Raw genomic sequence first — 17,313 nt, forward strand, 5'->3', positions numbered from 1 at the left:
CGAATACGGGAAGGAGAAAAAGATGAGCAAAGACAGTTACTTTGTCCATGAATCGTCATATGTGGATGCGGGGGCCAGCATTGGATCCGGGACGAAAATATGGCATTTCAGTCATGTGATGGAAGGAGCTGAGATCGGAGAGAATTGTATCCTTGGACAAAACGTCTTTGTGGCGGGAGGAGTACGAATCGGCAGTGGTGTCAAGATCCAAAATAATGTATCCATTTACGAAGGGGTTATTCTGGAAGACCATGTATTTTGCGGACCAAGTATGGTATTTACCAACGTAAAGATTCCCAGGTCATCCTTTCCCCGCAACCGGAAAAAGGATTATCTTATTACCCGGGTTAAAAAAGGAGCCACTATCGGGGCTAATTCGACTATTGTATGCGGGATAACCATTGAAGAATATGCTTTCATTGCAGCCGGTGCCGTCATTACCAAGAATGTACCTGCTCATGCCATCATGGCCGGCATTCCTGCCAGTTTCAGGGGATGGGCTTGTGTATGCGGAGAAAGCATGCAAGTACGAAAGGATGAAATCCATTGTCCATACTGCGGACGATGTTATTTCAAGCGGGGCAGGGGACTAGCAGAACGTGGATCGGAGTAGCAGTTGAAGGAAAGGGAGATGAACCATGTGAAAGTTCCGTTTTTTCAATTAAATGATGAATGGTCCGAAATAGGAGATGCCCTGCAGACCGCTGTACTGAACGTACTGCGTTCAGGGACATTTATTTTGGGCCCCGAGGTAGAGGCCTTTGAAGCAGCCGCAGCCGCTTATCTGGGAGTAAAGTATGCAGTAGGTGTTAACTCGGGAACGGATGCCTTACTTATTGCATTAAAAGCAGCCGGCATTGGTGAAGGCGACGAAGTGATTACACCGTCCTTTACTTTTTTTGCTACGGCGGAAGCGATCAGCCAAGCGGGAGCCGTTCCGGTTTTTGCCGATATAGAGCCAGGGTATTTTAGCTTGGATCCTGATAAGGTCAAGAAAGCAATCACCCCCCGGACTAAGGCTATTTTACCAGTACATCTGTTTGGGGCTCCGGCCGACATGAATGAAATAATGAAGATTGCTGCCGATAACGGGCTCTTTGTTATTGAGGATGCAGCACAGGCTTTCGGTTTAAAGCTCGGAACCGGAATGGCAGGAACTTTTGGCGACGTCGGCTGCTATTCTTTCTTTCCCACCAAAAATCTCGGTGCATATGGGGATGGAGGGCTGCTTGTAACCAGCCGTGAGGATATGGCAGCTGCAGCTCGTATGCTGCGTACACATGGGGCCGCACATAAATATTACAATGAAATGCTCGGATACAATTCCAGACTGGATGAAATTCAAGCTGCCATCCTGCGGGTAAAACTTCCTTTTGTTGATGAATGGAACCGGATGCGAAGGGTGGCAGCAGTCCGGTATTCCTCTTTGTTTGAAGGGGTGGAACATATACGGGCTCCATTTGTAAGTGAGGATGAATTTCACATTTTTCATCAGTATACGGTACGCGTATTACAGGGGAAACGGGATAAGGCCAAAAAAGCTCTTGCAGACGCGGGAATCGGCTCCATGATCTATTATGAAACGTCGGTCCATCTCCTTCCTGTTTACAACCATGCGGCAGTTTCTTCTCTGCCACATACTGAGCGGGCTTCCCGGGAAGTTTTATCCCTTCCGCTGTGGCCTCATATACCGGAGGAGATTCAAGAGCAGGTAGTGAAAGTTCTGAGGGGACTGTGAGCGGGAGGGTCAGGCAGCTGGTTTCTCAAAGTATGCTGAACCGGCCTTTCGTCAAGCAGGTTTCCGTCCTTGCAGGAGGAACCGCCTTTAGCCAGCTGCTTCTGGTTGCCGCCTCTCCCGTACTGACCAGGCTTTACACACCCGAACAATTCGGCGTGCTTTCCGTATATGTAGCTTTGCTGTCCATATTTACCGTTATAGGATCCCTGCAGTATGAACAGGCCATCCCCATCGTACCTGATAAGAAAGGAGTCTCCAACCTGATTGCTTTATGTGCACTGATACTGGGTACGGTATGTCTGCTTCTTATGCTGGGCACAGTCTTCTTTGCCGGCACTATCAGCCGAATGACGGATACCCCAGTCTTGGCCGGCTGCCTGTGGCTTCTTCCCTTCAGTTTACTCGGTGGGGGTTTATATCAAATTTTGAATGGATGGGCGGTACGTGAAAAACAATTTGGAGAATTAGCTAAAACGAAGCTCAGCCAAAGCTTTGGCATGATGTCTGTGCAAATAGGGGGGGGTTGTTTCAATTTGGCAACTGGGGACTTCTTTTCGGGGATGCCATCGGACGGGTAAGCGGCAGCGCCCGGCTTATTAAAGCTATCAAGAGGCAGCAAGGCTTTAGCCGAACCGATATCACTTTCTCGGGTCTCGGCGAAATGGCAAAACGATACATGAAATTCCCTCTTATGTCTACTTGGTCTTCTGGACTCAACCAGCTGGGGCTGCAGCTTCCTGCCTTTATGCTGGCAGTTTTCTACGGACCGTCAGCGGTCGGCTGGTACGCACTCGCTCAAAGGGTTATCGGTATACCGTTTCAGGTTATCGGCTCTTCAGTAGGTGAGGTTTACTTGGCTGAAGCCGCCAAAATTAGCCGGGAGAAAGGAGAAAGACTGCATACACTTTTTTGGAAAACCGTCAAGCATATGACCGTTCTTGCATTTCCGATAGCTCTGTGTCTTTTTTTGGCGGCTCCGTGGGCATTCCGGCTTGTATTTGGCCAGGATTGGGGACCTTCAGGAGACTTTCTTAGAATTCTGAGTGTGATGTTTTTCTTTCAGTTCATCACAAGTCCGGTAGCCGGTACGCTGCAAATAACGGAACGGCAAGATCTGCATTTGATCAGGGAAGTCATCCGCGTCGTACTTCTGGCCGGAGCTCTGCTTCTGGCAAATTGGACCGGGCGTTCTGCTTTTACGGCTATTGTCTATATCAGCATCGGGGGATCAATTGGTTATTTAGTGCACGGATTCATATCCTGGTATGCAACCCGTACATTTTGAAGCAAGTGTAAACAAGGGAGGAGCCTTGCTAGTGATAAATAAAAAGAAAGTGGCATTGTTTCAGTATAATGAAGAATTTCCGCCTGAACTGCCGTCTTTTCCTACTTATTTACAAGCGACCTGGATGGACAATAAGGTGATCGAGCATTATTTTTTCAGACAGCCGGAGCGCATGGAGCTGTTCCTCTCTTTTTTGAAAAAGTCATATATAGGTGTGCTGCTCCATACGGATACCGATTGGGTTAGTTACGCCTGGATGTCCCGCCCCGGAAGCGACCCGCCCCCACATTTGCCACGGACTGTTCTGGAAACGGGCGGATATTGGATCTTCTTCTGCCGGACTAACAACGGGTATCAGAATCAGGGGAATTTTAAGCGTGCCCTCGCTCTGCTTGTCCGTAAGGCCTTTGAGAGGGAAGAAATGCCTAAGGTTTTCGCTGATATTCAAGAGGATAACGATTCCTCCTGGAAAGGAACGATGGCCATCGGATTTAAAAGAATAGGAAGTATCTATGGCTTGGAGGCGACCCTATTCAGCAAAAGCGTTTCACTTCGGGAAAAATGGAGGTGGGGCCGAAGGCAAGTCCGGGAACATAAATACGAGACGGATATTTGCCAGGTCCATATGGAATCTTCCCTACAGCATGAGGTGCCCGATATCCAGTTTGCAGAGGGCTGGATCGCTTACCAGGAGATTAAATGGGGCGTAAAGGCGGCCCGAATCAGCATCACGAAGAAAAAAGGCGAGATTCCCTCCCTTCATACCGTACTGTATCACGATTCCAAAGGACGTTTGTTTCATCCGCCCATGAGCTTTTATGTACCAATCCATTTTCAATCTTCACCAACCCAGAAAAAGTACAGACAACATATGCAGTTTCTGGAGCTTGCACAGCCTCTGGTCGACTTGCTTCAAGGCAGCGGATTCAGGCATACGATAGCATTCTCGCCTGAACTGCTGGATATCCGTCCCTGGCAGTGGGCAGGCTTTACGACTGATATCCGGTATACGTTCAGCGTGGAATTTCCCTACTCTATGGATAAGGCGGATAAGCAGGTCCGCAACAGAGTGAACAAGGCAGTACGGCATGGTTATACCTTCAAACGGAATCCGCAATTTGAACATGTTGCGGAATGTCTGAAAGCAACGGAAAAGCGCCAAGGATTTACCCATCCGCTTTCGTTAAGCGACATGAAACTGGCCCTTCAACTGCTTGGAGAGGAATCGCTCCGGACGTATGCAGTCTATTCTCCTACAGGCGAGCCTGTCAGTGCTCAATTGGTCCTGCATAAAGAAGGGAGCAGGGCCTACGGATGGGCATGCGGTACTAAAACAGAACATGCTTCCAATGGGGTTTTCCAGCTTCTTGAGAAAGAAACCATCGATGATCTGCAAAAGGCCGGAGCTACGGGATATGATTTTGCGGGGGCTAATTTGCAGCATGTTGCCATGGCCAAAATGGGCTGGGGAGGATCGCTTGTCCCTTATTATACGATCGAGCCTTACGGGGTTAAATCTGCGGCTAAATGGGCAAGGAACTGGTGGAGATTTCACACCAGAAGCAGGGAGGTCCGCTAATAAATGCTGCTCGTTACGGTTCCTCCCGGTTTCGAAGCGGAACGGAGCTATGCAATCGAGATTTTGATGCAAGTTTGTCTGGGCATTCCATTCAGGATGAAAATAGAGGAGCGGCCTGATGTCCGGATATCCCTGCAGGACGGCGGGGATGGAGAATTGCTCGTAGAGGATGTACTGTTCGGGAAATATGCAGACGCATGGCTTACCAAGGCAGTGCTTCCGGCTTTGCCCTTGCCTGTGTGCAAGCTCAGTTATTACAGGAATGTGCCTGATCTATCCGATACCCGTGAATTACCTGTTCTCTATGGAAATCCGCTTTCTTCCGGGCTTTATATTGAGGAAGGGGAGGGCATCAGCAGGATTGGCATTGATGTATTCGGAAGTGCCTTTTTTATGCTGACCCGTTATGAGGAATTGATTATTGCTGAAAGAGACAGGCGGGACAGATTCGCCTCCTCCTTTGCGGTTTCCGTTCGGGCGGGGCTGCTTGGAAGACCTATTGTGGATGAATATGCGGAGCTGCTGTTCGTGATGATGAAACGGATATGGCCTTCATTAAAAAGAGGCACCCAATATTATCAGGTACGGCTAAGCCATGATGTAGATTTTCCCTTCATGGCCTATGGCATTCCGCTTCGCCAGATCGTGAAGCAAATCGGAGGAGACCTGATTAGAAGAGGGCAGCCTGCTTTGGCTCTCCAGCGCCTGGAGTCCCTGTTTCATACCTTAAGACACAGACCGGAAAAAGATAAGGGAAATACCTTTGATTATCTGATGGATTTAAGCGAACGAAGCGGAAAAACCAGTTCTTTCTATTTTATAACGGATCATACGGCAGGTTCCATTGACGGGTATTACGCAATTTCTGATCCTCCGATACGACAGCTGATGAAAAGAATACATTCGAGAGGACATATTATTGGCTTGCATCCAAGTTATCATACCTACCTGCACCCTTATCAGATTAAGAGGGAGTATGAGAGACTGAGACAAGTTTGTGAAGAAGAGAAGATATGCCAGCAGATTTGGGGAGGCAGGCAGCATTATCTCCGTTGGTCAGCTCCTGCAACTTGGCAGGTTTGGGAAGATGCGGGTCTACAGTATGACAGCACTGTGGGATATGCTGACCGTCCGGGATTTCGCTGTGGAATTTGCCGGGAATATCCTGTTTTTAATCTCCAAACAAGACGAAAACTCAAGCTAAAGGAACGGCCTTTGCTGGTTATGGAACAGTCTCTTCTGAACAAGAGCTATTTGGGAATGGAAGAAGAGAAAGCTTTTTCTCACATTCTTCGGATTGCTTCTGTCTGCAAACGGCATAATGGGCAGTTTACACTTCTCTGGCATAATAGCCAGCTCCAAAGAAAGGAAGACCGCGATTTGTATGAGCGGGTATTGGCAGCTATTTAAGCCCGTTTTGGAAATGAGTGGGAAGAAATGAGGTTCAACCGCCTGATGAAAATTTTGATAATTGCCTATTATTTTCCCCCTTATAACACAATAGGTGCTGTACGTACTGGGAAAATGGCCAAATATCTGGAGCGAATGGGACATGATGTGAGAGTCATTTCTGCACGTGACCAGCCTCTTCAGCCAACCTTGCATCTGGAGATTCCGGAGGAGAAGGTACTGTATACACATTGGTTGAATATAAACCGGCTTGCCCAATCCCTTGCCGGAGGGAAGCATAAAGTCGCGGAGAACGGTTATGAAGTTTCCATCCGGCCGGGATTCAGACAAAATATGATTCGTTTTATCGGAAAAATGTATAAAAATATACTTAATTTTCCTGACGGGCAAATCGGCTGGATTCCGTTTGCTTACCGGGCAGGTAAAAAAACAATCGATACCTGGAAACCTGACCTTATTTACGCAAGCAGTACCCCTTATTCCTCATTAATAACGGCAGCCAGGCTGTCCCGCAAACATGGAATTCCGTGGATGGCTGAACTGAGGGATTTATGGGTCGATCATCAGTATTATCATTATGGTCGTATCCGCAAAAAGTTGGAAAGCTGGGTAGAAAAGAAAACACTCGAAAGTGCCACCGCACTTGTTACCGTCTCGGAACCTCTTGCAGAAAAATTGCGTGCACGTTATAACATACCAGTTCAAGTGATCCGGAACGGGTTTGATCCGGAAGATTATGAACCTGCCGTTTCCCGGGAACGTTCTCCAAACCTGGACCTAGTCTACACAGGGATGGTTTATGACGGGAAACAGGATATTTCACCCCTCCTTAAAGCCATACGTTTGTTAAAAGATCAGGATATTCCGGTACGTTTGTACATGTATGGCAAATACCTGGATAAAATCAGGCAATCAGCTGCACATTTCGGGGTATCGGAGCAGGTCAAAGTTTCAGGCTCAGTGGGTTATAAGGAGGCTTTACGCCTGCAGACGGAGGCGGATATTTTGCTGCTGCTTCTTTGGACGGACCGCCAAGAAAAGGGAATTTATACTGGGAAACTGTTTGAATATATCGGGTCAAGACGGCCTATACTTGCAGTCGGTCCGGGAGAAAATGTGGCAGCCGATTTGATCAGGGAACTGGGGGCGGGGTTTATTGCCCATGAAGAAGAGAAAATTGTACAGCAGCTTAAAAGGTGGTTCCTCGAGAAGAAAGAATTTGGAACGATTCAGGCTCCCTCGGGAAATGCCGGGCACCTGTCCCGGGAATCACAAGCCTGCCAGCTTTCTGAATTTTTAAAACGGTTAACGGGGGAAATGGCATGAACGATTCACCCGCCCGGCAGACGGTATGGCCCTCATGGCATCGTCTGTTTTTATGGCTGATGATGCCTTTAAGTGCCGTTGTATTTATAGAACCGGCTCCATATGATGTGTTTGTGATAATAGCCTTGCTTGTTGCTGCCATGTTTTCTTTTATCAGCTTTTCAAGGTCGCTCGGGCCTTCCATTATCCTTCTTGCATTGTTTGTGTTATGCAATGTCCTGCCTGCCCTGATTGAAGCCAAACAGCAAATGCTCGCCGTTAAATACTTTGCCATCACACTTTATCTTATGTTCTCGTGGCTCTTTTTTACCGGTATTTTGAACCGTTACAAAGAACAGGCCTTGAATATTATCCTGTCCGGCTATATGACTGGTGCTCTCTTCTCAGCAGTTTTAGGCATTCTGGCTTATTTTCATTTGATCCCTACCTTTGACATTCTGATAAAATACGGCAGAGCAACAGGGCTGTTCAAAGATCCAAATGTATACGGACCCTTTCTCGTACCGGCAGTAGGGATAGCTCTTTACCGCAGCGAACAAAGCAAAGGGATAGTAAAAACAGGATATTTACTAGCTTGCCTGCTTGCAGCTCTAGGAGTCCTGCTCAGCTTTTCCAGAGCGGCCTGGGGAAACTGTGCGCTTGCATCCGGAATATATTTACTCCTGCCCCAAAAGAAAGCGAGAGGAAAGCGGTTTGTTACTCTGGCCCTTCTTCTACTGCTCGGGATGCCTGTCCTCACCCAGATTATTCAAACGCCTGCCGTTAATCATCTCTTTGTTGACCGTCTTGGCCTTAAACAATATGACAATAACCGGTTTGGTACCCAGAAAGAAGCTCTGGAAGAAACGATAGATCATCCCTTTGGGATAGGTCCCGGGCAATCGGAGAAAGTTTTCGATTACGCGACGCACAGTCTTTATGTCCGGGTTTTGACGGAATATGGCATAGCAGGTTCCCTCTGCTTTTTCCTGTTTATTGCCTTATCGCTAGGCAGGGCATACGTTCTGGCAATGGATAGAAATGGTCCTTATCAAGGGTATTATGTTTTATTTGCCGCTTTATTGACAGGTGTCTTGTTCAACAGCTTTTTTGTGGATACTCTGCACTGGAGACATTTTTGGCTGCTGCTGGCATTGCCCTGGATTCTAAATCCAGCCGGTGCTTCATTACGGTGGAAGAGGGGAAGATCATGAAAATCATACAACTGATTACGCGCTCGGACAGCATTGGGGGGCGCAGATGCATGTTCTTGAGCTCAGCAGGGAACTGCAGAGACAGGGCCATGAGGTTCTTGTGGCTGTCGGAGGAAACGGGCCGTTTATCCCGCTTCTTCAGGAGCATGGCATACCAGTAAGATGCCTGCCTGATCTGATCCGTCCAATCCGGCCATGGACAGACTTTAAGGCTTTTCACTCCATCCGAAAGATGCTAAAGGAGGTAAAACCGGACTTGCTTGCTACCCATTCTTCCAAAGCTGGTTGGTTAGGGCGGCTTGCAGGAAAGCTTGGACGGATTCCGACTTTGTTTACTGCACACAGTTGGGCTTTTACAGAGGGGGTTCCTTTTTTGGCCAAATGGCTTTACATAGCTGCTGACCTGATAACAGCACCCATGGCGGATAAAATTATCAACGTCTCCCATTTTGATTATATGCTGGCTAAAACATACCGGGTAGCGAAGGAAAGCAAAATGACAGTCATACATAACGGTATCACCGATCTTGGTAAACCGTTGTTAGCGAATCCTGAAGCAATTCCTCCCAGGTTTGTTATGGTCTCCCGCATGGAGAGGCCAAAAGACCATTTGACCCTGTTGAAAGCAGTTGCTCCTCTTGCCGGCCAGCCCTGGAAGATTGATTTCATGGGGGCAGGACCCAAGAGAAAGGAATTGGAGGAACTTGTAAACGACTGGGGACTATCCGAAAATATCCGTTTTTTGGGACAGCGTAAAGATATCGCCGAACAATTGGCTTCCTCGCAGGGGCTTCTTCTAATTTCCGAATGGGAAGGATTACCGATTTGTATTGTAGAGGCACTTCGTGCCGGTTTGCCTGTTATAGCAACAGGGGTGGGAGGTGTACCGGAACTTGTGTATGACCGCATAAATGGCTTTCTTATTCCAAGGGGAGACGCCACCCTGCTAAGGAGCAGATTTGTATGTTTATGCGAAAGTCCCAGTCTGAGAAGAGAAATGGGGCAGGCAGGCAGAAGATTTTTCGAGGAGCATTTCACGGATAAACAAATGTTCGCCAAAGTGATGAGGGTGTATGAAGAAACGGTTCGGATACAAAAGGGTTCGTCCTCACACCCGGCTAATGCATAGTTCAGGAGGGTAAAGCGATATGATTCATTTTGGAAAACCGGTCAGGTGGGGCTCTTTGATTGCCTATCAGTCTTTTGTTCACTCGGCCAACTATGCAGTTTATGTATTCTGGTACGGTCTTTATGCCTCTCAGAAAGGCATACCCGGTTATTCCAGTATGTTTCCCTGGCTGGCCTTATGGGCTATCTTCTGTTTTTATATGCTGGGCTCTTACATGTTTGAACCGGAGGATAAAGCGATACACATTTTGTCTATATCCGGTATCCAGGCAGCTGGTATGTGGGTTGGGACGTATATCATTACTTCGATCGTTCAGCCAGGTGCATATCCGCCTCTTTTTTTAACTGCAGCCGGGCTGCTCCATATGATTTTCACCAGTGCATACCGGATTCTTCTTGGGTGGCTGGGAAAACGACGCAGGCAAAAGAAAGTCATTCTAATTGTCGGCCAAGATGAAACCTCTGTCCAGCCTCTCTTGGAATCGGCATTATCCCAAAAATGGGAATTCAAGGAGGTCCAGACCTGTTTTCAAAAGCAGGGAGAATACGAACCGGAGAAAATGAAAGCAGCTGATGAAATATGGGTGTCTGAAGGAAATCCCCACCTGGAAACATGGCTTTATGGGGCAGCCTGCAACGGGAAATCCATCCTGATCATGCCGGCTGTATCAGATGTATTATTATTCAAACCGAAAACCGCCCAGTTGGGGGACCGGCTGATGTATGCAGCTGAGTATTCGGCTCGTTCAGTCTGGTTCAGATTTTCAAAAAGAACTATAGACATCACATTCTCACTGGTAGGAATATGTCTCTTAAGCCCGGTTCTTCTAATTCTGTATATATGGATTCCCTTGAACAGTAAAGGGAAATCGGTATTCAAACAAGAGAGGGTGGGGAAAAATGGAAACGTTTTTCATATCTACAAATTCCGTACCATGGTGGATCACGCCGAAAAAGACACGGGGCCGGTTCTTGCTGAACTTGCCGATCCGCGAATTACTTCTCTTGGAAGATGGATGAGAGCCACCCGGCTGGATGAAATTCCGCAGCTGTTTAATGTACTGAAAGGCGATATGAGTCTGGTAGGGCCAAGGCCTGAACGGCCATTTTTCGTAGAACAGTTTCAGAGTAAGGTACCTGCCTACCAACTGCGCCATAGTGTGAAACCGGGTCTGACCGGATTGGCCCAAATTAATGGTTCCTACGCGACAAAGCCTGAAGAAAAGCACTATTTCGATTTGTTATATCTTCGTACCGCCAGTTTTTTATTGGATGTCCGCATTTTAGTTCAGACCCTTTTCGTCATTATGAACCGTGAGCAGGCAAAGGGAGTTAAGCAACCGCACCAACTGCAGAGAGTCGATCAGAAAGTGCGGCATACGGGGTGAGAGTATGAAAAACAAGTCTGAAAAGAGACAAACACGCCGTTTACCCAGATGGAAAAAATATCTGGGTATAACGGCATGTGTATTACTGATCATGGGCCTGATCTTCTACTGGCTGTTTGAGCCGGTATATCATTTTAGCCGGCAGAAGCCCCCGGTCCTGGCAAATCCCAGGCCTGCTCAGCAGAGCGATTCTTCCGGCTCTGAGACTGCTCCGGTATTACAGGAACAGTCTGCTTTGTCAGAGGGGGATTTTAATGTCCTGCTTCTTGGCACCGATGCAAGGGGAGACGAAGTTTCCAGAACGGATGTTATCATGGCGGCACACGTATCCCCAAAGAATAAGAAAGTACAGCTGCTGTCAATACCCAGAGATACCAGAGTACTACTGGAAGGCATCGGATACACTAAAATCAATCATGCCCATACAATCGGGGAGAAAAAAGGGGGAAACGCTTCCGGAACCGGGGCCATGATCCAGGCAGTCAGCGATCTTTTGAAAATCCCTATTCATTACTATGTGAAGACGGATTTCAAGGGGTTCCAGCATGTAATCGACACGATAGGCGGTATTGATATCGAGTTAAATGAACCGGTCCCTTTGTCTGCAGGGGGGGAACTGTACTGGAAAAAGGGGAGCATCATTTCTCAGGGAAAGAAGCGCTTCAGTTTGTCAGGGAAAGATACGCTCTTCCAGACGGGGATTTTGGCAGACAGAAGCATCAGGCTATGGTATTGAAGGCGATGGCGAATCAACTGCTGAAACCGACAAATGTGCCGAAATTACCCGGTTTATGGGCGGATGTCAAGCAGGATATGCTGGATACCAATTTTTCAAACCATGATCTTGTCAGCTTAGGCTGGCTTTTTGCCGGTATGGGGAAAGACAGGATTTACTACTCGCAAATTCCCGGAAGGGGAGAGAAATTAATAGATGCTTTGATGAATGTCCCCCTTTACTTTTGGGTGGCGGATCAGGAAAAGTTGACAGCACTTGTAAGGGAAACTTTCTGAAGCTAGGGAAGGGGCAGGGTAATCAGTTTGCCTTCGTTACTGATCGAAACTGAGAAATGTTTACCGTTTGGTGATTTAAGGATGATAAAATCTTCACCGGAATAGGAAACGGAAGAGGAGGCGTTCAAGAGCAGATGGGCCGGGTCTAAAACGGCTGTATTTAGACCGACCACAGCTGTGGTTTGAGACAATACGATCCGCTGGTTTACGGAGTTGGTAAAATGATTATTCGTAATCATGGCATTCCCCTTGTATACCGTCATACCCTGATCCTCGTCAAAGATGTTGCCCGTTATGGTAGTATTTACACAGCCTGATAAAAACACGGTCGCTTCTTCACCTGTGCAATTTTTGAAAATATTATGCTGTACAGTTAAGCCCTCCGGATTTTCCGAACCATCGGAGAGGATACCGTTATGCCAACCCTGCAGGGTATTTCCTGAAATATCCAAATCATGCGAGGCATTGATCACGGCAATTCCTGCGGATCCGCCGCTTTCGGGTGGAGGAGTAAGGGGACCGGGAACAAGCGTGACCTGATTGTGCTGGAGAATGGAGCGGTGGCAGCCGGAAGAAACGTAAATTCCATCCGACTCGGCCCGGATCAGATTGCCTGTCAGAATACAGTCTATTGCTTTCCACATATAGAGGGCAACTCCGGGGTTTCCTGATGCTCCCCCTAAGGGGATGCCTTCTGCATCCGTAATGTTTTGGATCAAGTTTCCCGTCACTACTACATTGGTACAGGTTTGATCCGAAGTGGGATAGAGCTCAAGCATCCGGAAGGAATTGCCGCTAAGGGTAATATCTTGTGCCGTAGATACACGGAGATGTTTGATTTCGTTGCTGCCCATATTCACTCCCCGGGCATTCCATACGGTAGATTCCTGGATGGTACAACCGGTTACAACAATGTCCGCAGTTTGCTCACGGTCATTTGCGCTTATAACCAGCTTTTTAAAGTCGCAGCCCGTTATAGCAATCCGTTTAATGAGGGGATCCTCCGGTTCAATATCCAGCGTTCCCGTACCGCAGCATTCTTGGATTATTAGATCATATCCTTGGATGACAGCGATATCCTGTCTGCCGATACCTGTAAAAAAACACTGTTCAATCTGAATTCGGCTGGGTACGGTTCCAAGCTGACCGTCGTGGGTAGTACGAATGCCATCACCACACATATTTTGTGCGGTAATTCCGGTAACCGTAACTTGTTTACTCCCTGACCTGATATCTATGCCGTGCATTTGCACATCACTAAGCCCGATTAAATCTCTGGAACCGTCCAGCGTCAGATGAGCGATATCGATCTGTTCCCCGGCCGTATTTCCTCCGGTTATGAAAAGCATATCCCAGACTCTGGAAGAGGGTGGGAGTTTCAGGATGGAAGCTTTTCCTTCTCCGGCTAACCGGATTTTGGATCGCAGCTGAACATTTTTAATGATGTAAGTTCCGGCAGGAACCAGAACCTCTCCTTCTTGCGGCAAGCTGTCGATCGCCCTTTGAAAATCGGAGCTGCTGTCCGTCTTGCCGTCTCCCACAGCACCCATACTTGTAACGAGAACCGCCATTATAATGACCTTCCTTCTTAGTGGTGAAATTTTCCTCCTTAATATGAATACGCTGAGGAGGAAAAAATGGCATGGTTATTCATGGAATGCACTGAGCAAATTGTTTTAGAATAAGAAAAAACGGCCGCCGGATAGACGAACCGTTTGTTAGTTTTTAAATGGTTTGAGCGGGTTCTTTTTGTTGCTCTACCATTTCGGTCAGACAACTATGGCAAATCAGTTTGCCTTTGAAATATACCGTTTCCTCTCCAGAGTTGCAAAATAGGCAAGCCGGAGCATATTTCTTGAGAATAACCCTTTCCTGGTCTACGAAAATTTCCAGACCGTCTCTTTCTTCAATGCTAAGTGTAGTACGAAGTTCTTTAGGAATAACGATTCTTCCTAATTCGTCCACTTTTCTTACGATACCAGTTGATTTCATGTTGATAGATCTCCTTCCCAATACTTTTGGCGTAATTATCTACGAAGCTTGTCTTATCCCGGTTTCTTTTTTTCTGAAAAAAGGAGGAATTTTGTTCATATGTGACATAATTGTGAAGACGGGAACAAGAGGATCGCCGCCAGCAAAATGCACAGGGACAATGTATATACCCTGTCTTTATAATCACACCGAAGCGGAATCTTTCAACAGACCGGAAGCTTTAACTTCAGCGTAAAATTGTTCAAACTGGGGAATGTTGAGCTGTTGGGCCGAGTCAGAAAGAGCCGTAGCCGGATCCGGATGCACTTCTACCATGACACCGTCAGCACCTGCGGCCAGGGCTGCTTTCGCACATGGAACGAGAATATCTTTCCGTCCTGTTGAATGAGTGACATCTACCAAAACAGGAAGATGGGTCTCCTGTTTAAGGATAGGGACGGCTGATATATCTAGTGTATTCCGGGTCCACTTCTCATAGGTACGTATTCCGCGCTCAATGAGCATGACCTGCTTGTTTCCGCGTGAGAGGATATATTCCGCAGCCAGAATGAATTCTTCAATTGTAGCGGCAAGTCCGCGTTTAAGAAGAATCGGAACGCGGACATTTCCCGCCGCTTTCAGCAATTCGAAATTTTGCATATTGCGTGCGCCGATCTGAATGATATCCAGATGTTCTGCAGCTAGTTCCATATGGGACGGGTCCACAATTTCACTGATTGTAATAAGTCCGAATTCCTGACCGACTTCTTTCAGCATCTTCAGGCCTTCGATGCCGAGACCCTGGAAGTCATAAGGGGAAGTTCTGGGTTTGAAGGCACCGCCGCGCATAATTTTAATTCCTTGTTGTTTGAGAGCGGCAGCAACTGTACGGAGCTGATCGTACGATTCTACAGAACAAGGGCCTGCAATCAGCTCATGGGTACCGCCTCCAATAGTAGCTCCGTTAAGCTCGATAACGGTATTGGCCGGCTGGCTTTGTCTGGACACCAGCAGCAGCTTCTTGTGACCGTCCTGCTGCAGGTCAAGGGAAGCTTTGAAAATTTGTTTGAACAAATGTTTGATGGTCGAATCTTCAAAGGGGCCTTCATTTTTAGCAACGAGATCATCCAGCATTTGTTTCTCACGCACCGGATCGTATTTGGGAATCCCCTGTTTTTGCTTGACTTCCCCGATTTGCCGGGCAATATCTGCCCGCTCATTTAGAAGAGAGAGCAGTTGACCGTTTATTGTGTTAAGTTTGTCACGCAGTACATCCAATTCATGACTCATGAAAATTCCACTCCTTTTGTTTGGTTTCTTTGGTTTTCACAGGAATTTGCTGCCTATATCCCGGAAATAAAAAAACCGCCCACCAAGGGGCGCATGCACGCGGTACCACCCTTGTTAGACAGTTTGACCAATCTCGCTTTGTTTAGATAACGGCCGTTAAATGACCGGGCGCACTCTACTGGGCCATTATGGCTGTTCAAGGGCCAGCTCGGAAGGGAATGTTCGGCAGAGCACTTCCTGCAGACCGCTCTCAATCTCCGGCAGTCCGTCCCTGTCAGGTGGACATCTGCTTACTTATCTTCGTCATAGCTGTTGTCAAATCATTTTATAAATTAAATGGATTATAAAACAAGAATGAAGTTTATGCAACCTTTTTTTCAATACAGAATAAAAAACACTGCCGATCCAGGTCGTTTTTGAGAAAAAAAACCTTGCAGAGCAAGGGTTCGAATTAAAAAAATGAAATTTTTGTCAGAACAGCTTATTTTTAAGCAAAAAAAGCCCGGTTTTTTTCTATAAAGGACTTCTCTTCATCTGGCACATCATCCTCATGGAAAATGGCGGTTACCGGGCACTCGACTTCGCAAGCGCCACATTCTATACATACATCCGGATCAATATAGTACTGATCCTCTCCTTCGTGAATGCAATCAACTGGACAGACGCTTACACAATCAGCAGCTTTTTCCCCAATACATGGAGATGTAATAACAAAGGCCATCCGCAGAACCTCCTTTAAGAACCGTTTTATGGAAGAAATGAAACCGATATTTCTAATGTATGAAGCAAGTCCGTAAAAGTTGTCAAGATAAAAAATTATTAAATCCGGAAGTCTTAGGAACGGTTTTTGAGGACGGGAAGACAAATGTTGTGAATAAATGTTAAAATAAGTAGGCAAGAAAGAGCATGCTGACAAAGGGAAGGGATCCACGTTGAGCGAAGTGATGAAAGCGCTTGTAAAAACAGTAGGACAACCTGGTGCAGTCTATCAAGAAGTACCCGTACCGGTTCAGGGACTGGATGAAGTGAAAATCCGGGTATTGGCGAGTTCGGTCTGCGGAACCGACTTGCACATTTATAACTGGGATGCCTGGGCCTAGAAAACTTTCCGGCTGCCCATGGTGTTCGGGCATGAGTTTTGCGGGATTGTGGAGGCCGTGGGCGAACAAGTGACCAATGTTCAATTAGGCGATTACGTATCCGCTGAGGGTCATTTTGCCTGTGGACTATGTAGGGCCTGCCGAACCGGGGGGCGCACGTCTGCCGCTATACCCAAAGTTTTGGCATCACTGTACCGGGCTGTTTTGCGCAATACACGGTAGTCCCGGCAAGAAACATCATAGCGAATTCGAAAGCTTTACCACCTCAAATAGCCTGCCTGCAGGACCCGTTGGGAAATGCGGTTCAGGCGGTTCTTTCAGGTGATGTGGTGGGTAAAAGTGTGGCCGTCGTTGGGGCAGGGCCGATCGGTCTTATGGCTATTGCCGTAGCTAAAGCCTGCGGAGCCGGATTCATAGCAGCTGTCGATATTAACCCGTATCGGCTTCGTATGGCTGAACAGATGGGGTCAAATAAGGTTATCAACAGCAAGGACCATCCCCATTTTGCCGGAAGTCTTAAAGAGGCGATGGGCGGGGAAGGACCTGAGATCGTTCTGGAAATGTCAGGTCATCCGAGTGCGATTCGTGAAGCCTTTGAGGCTGTAGCCCATGCAGGCAGGGTTTCTTTGCTCGGCATTCCAACAGGTGAAGTGCCATTGGATTTGTCAACAGGAATTATTTTTAAAGGTGTTCATGTTCACGGCATCACCGGACGACGCATGTATGATACCTGGTACCAGATGAAAGGGATGCTGGAACAGCAGAGATTGGATCTATCCCCCCTTGTAACGCATACATTTACTTTAGATCAATACCAGGAAGCCTTCGAACTGGTTCAATCCGGTCAATGCGGAAAAATCGTGTTTCTTCATGATGTATAAAAAAGGAGGAAAT

Annotated in this window: 19 protein-coding genes; 15 read left to right on the forward strand and 4 right to left on the reverse strand. The window is 47.3% G+C overall.

The window, feature by feature from the left end; translation table 11 throughout:
• Positions 1-22: 22 nt before the first annotated feature.
• From BXP28_RS04220 to BXP28_RS04275, 12 genes are read left to right on the forward strand one after another with little or no spacing between them, the layout of a single operon-like run.
• Complete coding sequence (locus tag BXP28_RS04220) at positions 23-613, forward strand: acyltransferase (protein ID WP_024094195.1); 591 nt, start codon at positions 23-25, stop codon at positions 611-613.
• An 18-nt stretch (positions 614-631) separates the two neighbouring features.
• Positions 632-1,738: a DegT/DnrJ/EryC1/StrS family aminotransferase gene (locus BXP28_RS04225; RefSeq protein WP_036654101.1), complete on the forward strand. Its 1,107-nt coding sequence runs from the start codon at positions 632-634 to the stop codon at positions 1,736-1,738.
• Between the two features lie 32 nt (positions 1,739-1,770).
• A complete protein-coding gene (locus tag BXP28_RS04230) occupies positions 1,771-2,316 on the forward strand; it encodes a lipopolysaccharide biosynthesis protein (protein WP_158529813.1) in 546 nt (181 codons plus the stop codon).
• Positions 2,262-3,023, forward strand: coding sequence for a lipopolysaccharide biosynthesis protein (locus tag BXP28_RS04235; RefSeq protein ID WP_077584907.1), 762 nt, complete (start codon positions 2,262-2,264; stop codon positions 3,021-3,023). The genes BXP28_RS04230 and BXP28_RS04235 overlap by 55 nt, the downstream gene beginning before the upstream one ends.
• 31 nt (positions 3,024-3,054) lie before the next feature.
• Positions 3,055-4,602: a GNAT family N-acetyltransferase gene (locus BXP28_RS04240; protein WP_036654103.1), complete on the forward strand. Its 1,548-nt coding sequence runs from the start codon at positions 3,055-3,057 to the stop codon at positions 4,600-4,602.
• Positions 4,603-4,605: 3 nt separating this feature from the next.
• Positions 4,606-6,012 carry a polysaccharide deacetylase family protein gene (locus BXP28_RS04245; protein ID WP_023483084.1) on the forward strand — a complete coding sequence of 469 codons (1,407 nt, stop codon included), beginning with the start codon at positions 4,606-4,608 and terminating at the stop codon, positions 6,010-6,012.
• Positions 6,013-6,057: 45 nt separating this feature from the next.
• Positions 6,058-7,338 (forward strand): glycosyltransferase family 4 protein, encoded by a 1,281-nt coding sequence (locus tag BXP28_RS04250; protein WP_024094192.1) that lies wholly within the window; start codon positions 6,058-6,060, stop codon positions 7,336-7,338.
• Positions 7,335-8,531, forward strand: coding sequence for an O-antigen ligase family protein (locus BXP28_RS04255; protein ID WP_036654106.1), 1,197 nt, complete (start codon positions 7,335-7,337; stop codon positions 8,529-8,531). The genes BXP28_RS04250 and BXP28_RS04255 overlap by 4 nt, the downstream gene beginning before the upstream one ends.
• Before the next feature lie 46 nt (positions 8,532-8,577).
• On the forward strand, positions 8,578-9,660 hold the full coding sequence (locus BXP28_RS04260; RefSeq protein WP_077584908.1) for a glycosyltransferase family 4 protein: 1,083 nt from the start codon (positions 8,578-8,580) through the stop codon (positions 9,658-9,660).
• A 19-nt stretch (positions 9,661-9,679) separates the two neighbouring features.
• Complete coding sequence (locus BXP28_RS04265) at positions 9,680-11,047, forward strand: sugar transferase (RefSeq protein WP_023483080.1); 1,368 nt, start codon at positions 9,680-9,682, stop codon at positions 11,045-11,047.
• 4 nt (positions 11,048-11,051) lie between these two features.
• Positions 11,052-11,783: an LCP family protein gene (locus BXP28_RS25735; RefSeq protein WP_077584909.1), complete on the forward strand. Its 732-nt coding sequence runs from the start codon at positions 11,052-11,054 to the stop codon at positions 11,781-11,783.
• The gene (locus BXP28_RS04275; protein WP_496543687.1) at positions 11,669-12,058 is read left to right on the forward strand and encodes an LCP family protein; all 390 of its coding nucleotides are present in this window, start codon (positions 11,669-11,671) and stop codon (positions 12,056-12,058) included. The genes BXP28_RS25735 and BXP28_RS04275 overlap by 115 nt, the downstream gene beginning before the upstream one ends.
• A 2-nt stretch (positions 12,059-12,060) precedes the next feature.
• On the opposite strand, the gene BXP28_RS04280 is transcribed toward BXP28_RS04275, so the two are convergent.
• The 4 genes from BXP28_RS04280 to BXP28_RS04295 all read right to left on the reverse strand — a co-directional run bounded on the left by BXP28_RS04280 (position 12,061) and on the right by BXP28_RS04295 (position 16,040).
• Complete coding sequence (locus tag BXP28_RS04280) at positions 12,061-13,629, reverse strand: right-handed parallel beta-helix repeat-containing protein (RefSeq protein WP_023483078.1); 1,569 nt, start codon at positions 13,627-13,629, stop codon at positions 12,061-12,063.
• A gap of 154 nt (positions 13,630-13,783) precedes the next feature.
• The gene (locus BXP28_RS04285; protein WP_023483077.1) at positions 13,784-14,050 is read right to left on the reverse strand and encodes an AbrB/MazE/SpoVT family DNA-binding domain-containing protein; all 267 of its coding nucleotides are present in this window, start codon (positions 14,048-14,050) and stop codon (positions 13,784-13,786) included.
• 183 nt (positions 14,051-14,233) lie between these two features.
• Complete coding sequence (locus BXP28_RS04290) at positions 14,234-15,319, reverse strand: bifunctional 3-deoxy-7-phosphoheptulonate synthase/chorismate mutase (protein ID WP_023483076.1); 1,086 nt, start codon at positions 15,317-15,319, stop codon at positions 14,234-14,236.
• Between the two features lie 487 nt (positions 15,320-15,806).
• Entirely contained in the window at positions 15,807-16,040 is a 234-nt protein-coding gene (locus BXP28_RS04295; protein ID WP_024094186.1) for a ferredoxin family protein, read from the reverse strand.
• A 211-nt stretch (positions 16,041-16,251) separates the two neighbouring features.
• On the opposite strand from BXP28_RS04295, the gene BXP28_RS25505 reads away from it, so the two are divergent.
• The 3 genes from BXP28_RS25505 to BXP28_RS24935 all read left to right on the forward strand — a co-directional run bounded on the left by BXP28_RS25505 (position 16,252) and on the right by BXP28_RS24935 (position 17,300).
• A complete protein-coding gene (locus BXP28_RS25505; RefSeq protein WP_311795305.1) occupies positions 16,252-16,419 on the forward strand; it encodes an alcohol dehydrogenase catalytic domain-containing protein in 168 nt (55 codons plus the stop codon).
• A gap of 18 nt (positions 16,420-16,437) precedes the next feature.
• Positions 16,438-16,641, forward strand: a complete 204-nt coding sequence (locus BXP28_RS25510; RefSeq protein WP_311854269.1) for an alcohol dehydrogenase catalytic domain-containing protein — start codon at positions 16,438-16,440, stop codon at positions 16,639-16,641.
• A 68-nt stretch (positions 16,642-16,709) separates the two neighbouring features.
• The gene (locus BXP28_RS24935) at positions 16,710-17,300 is read left to right on the forward strand and encodes a zinc-binding dehydrogenase (RefSeq protein ID WP_023483074.1); all 591 of its coding nucleotides are present in this window, start codon (positions 16,710-16,712) and stop codon (positions 17,298-17,300) included.
• Positions 17,301-17,313 lie beyond the last annotated feature (13 nt).

Origin of the sequence: Paenibacillus larvae subsp. larvae, assembly GCF_002003265.1 — a bacterium.
In the GTDB taxonomy this organism is placed as follows: Bacteria; Bacillota; Bacilli; order Paenibacillales; family NBRC-103111; genus Paenibacillus_H; species Paenibacillus_H larvae.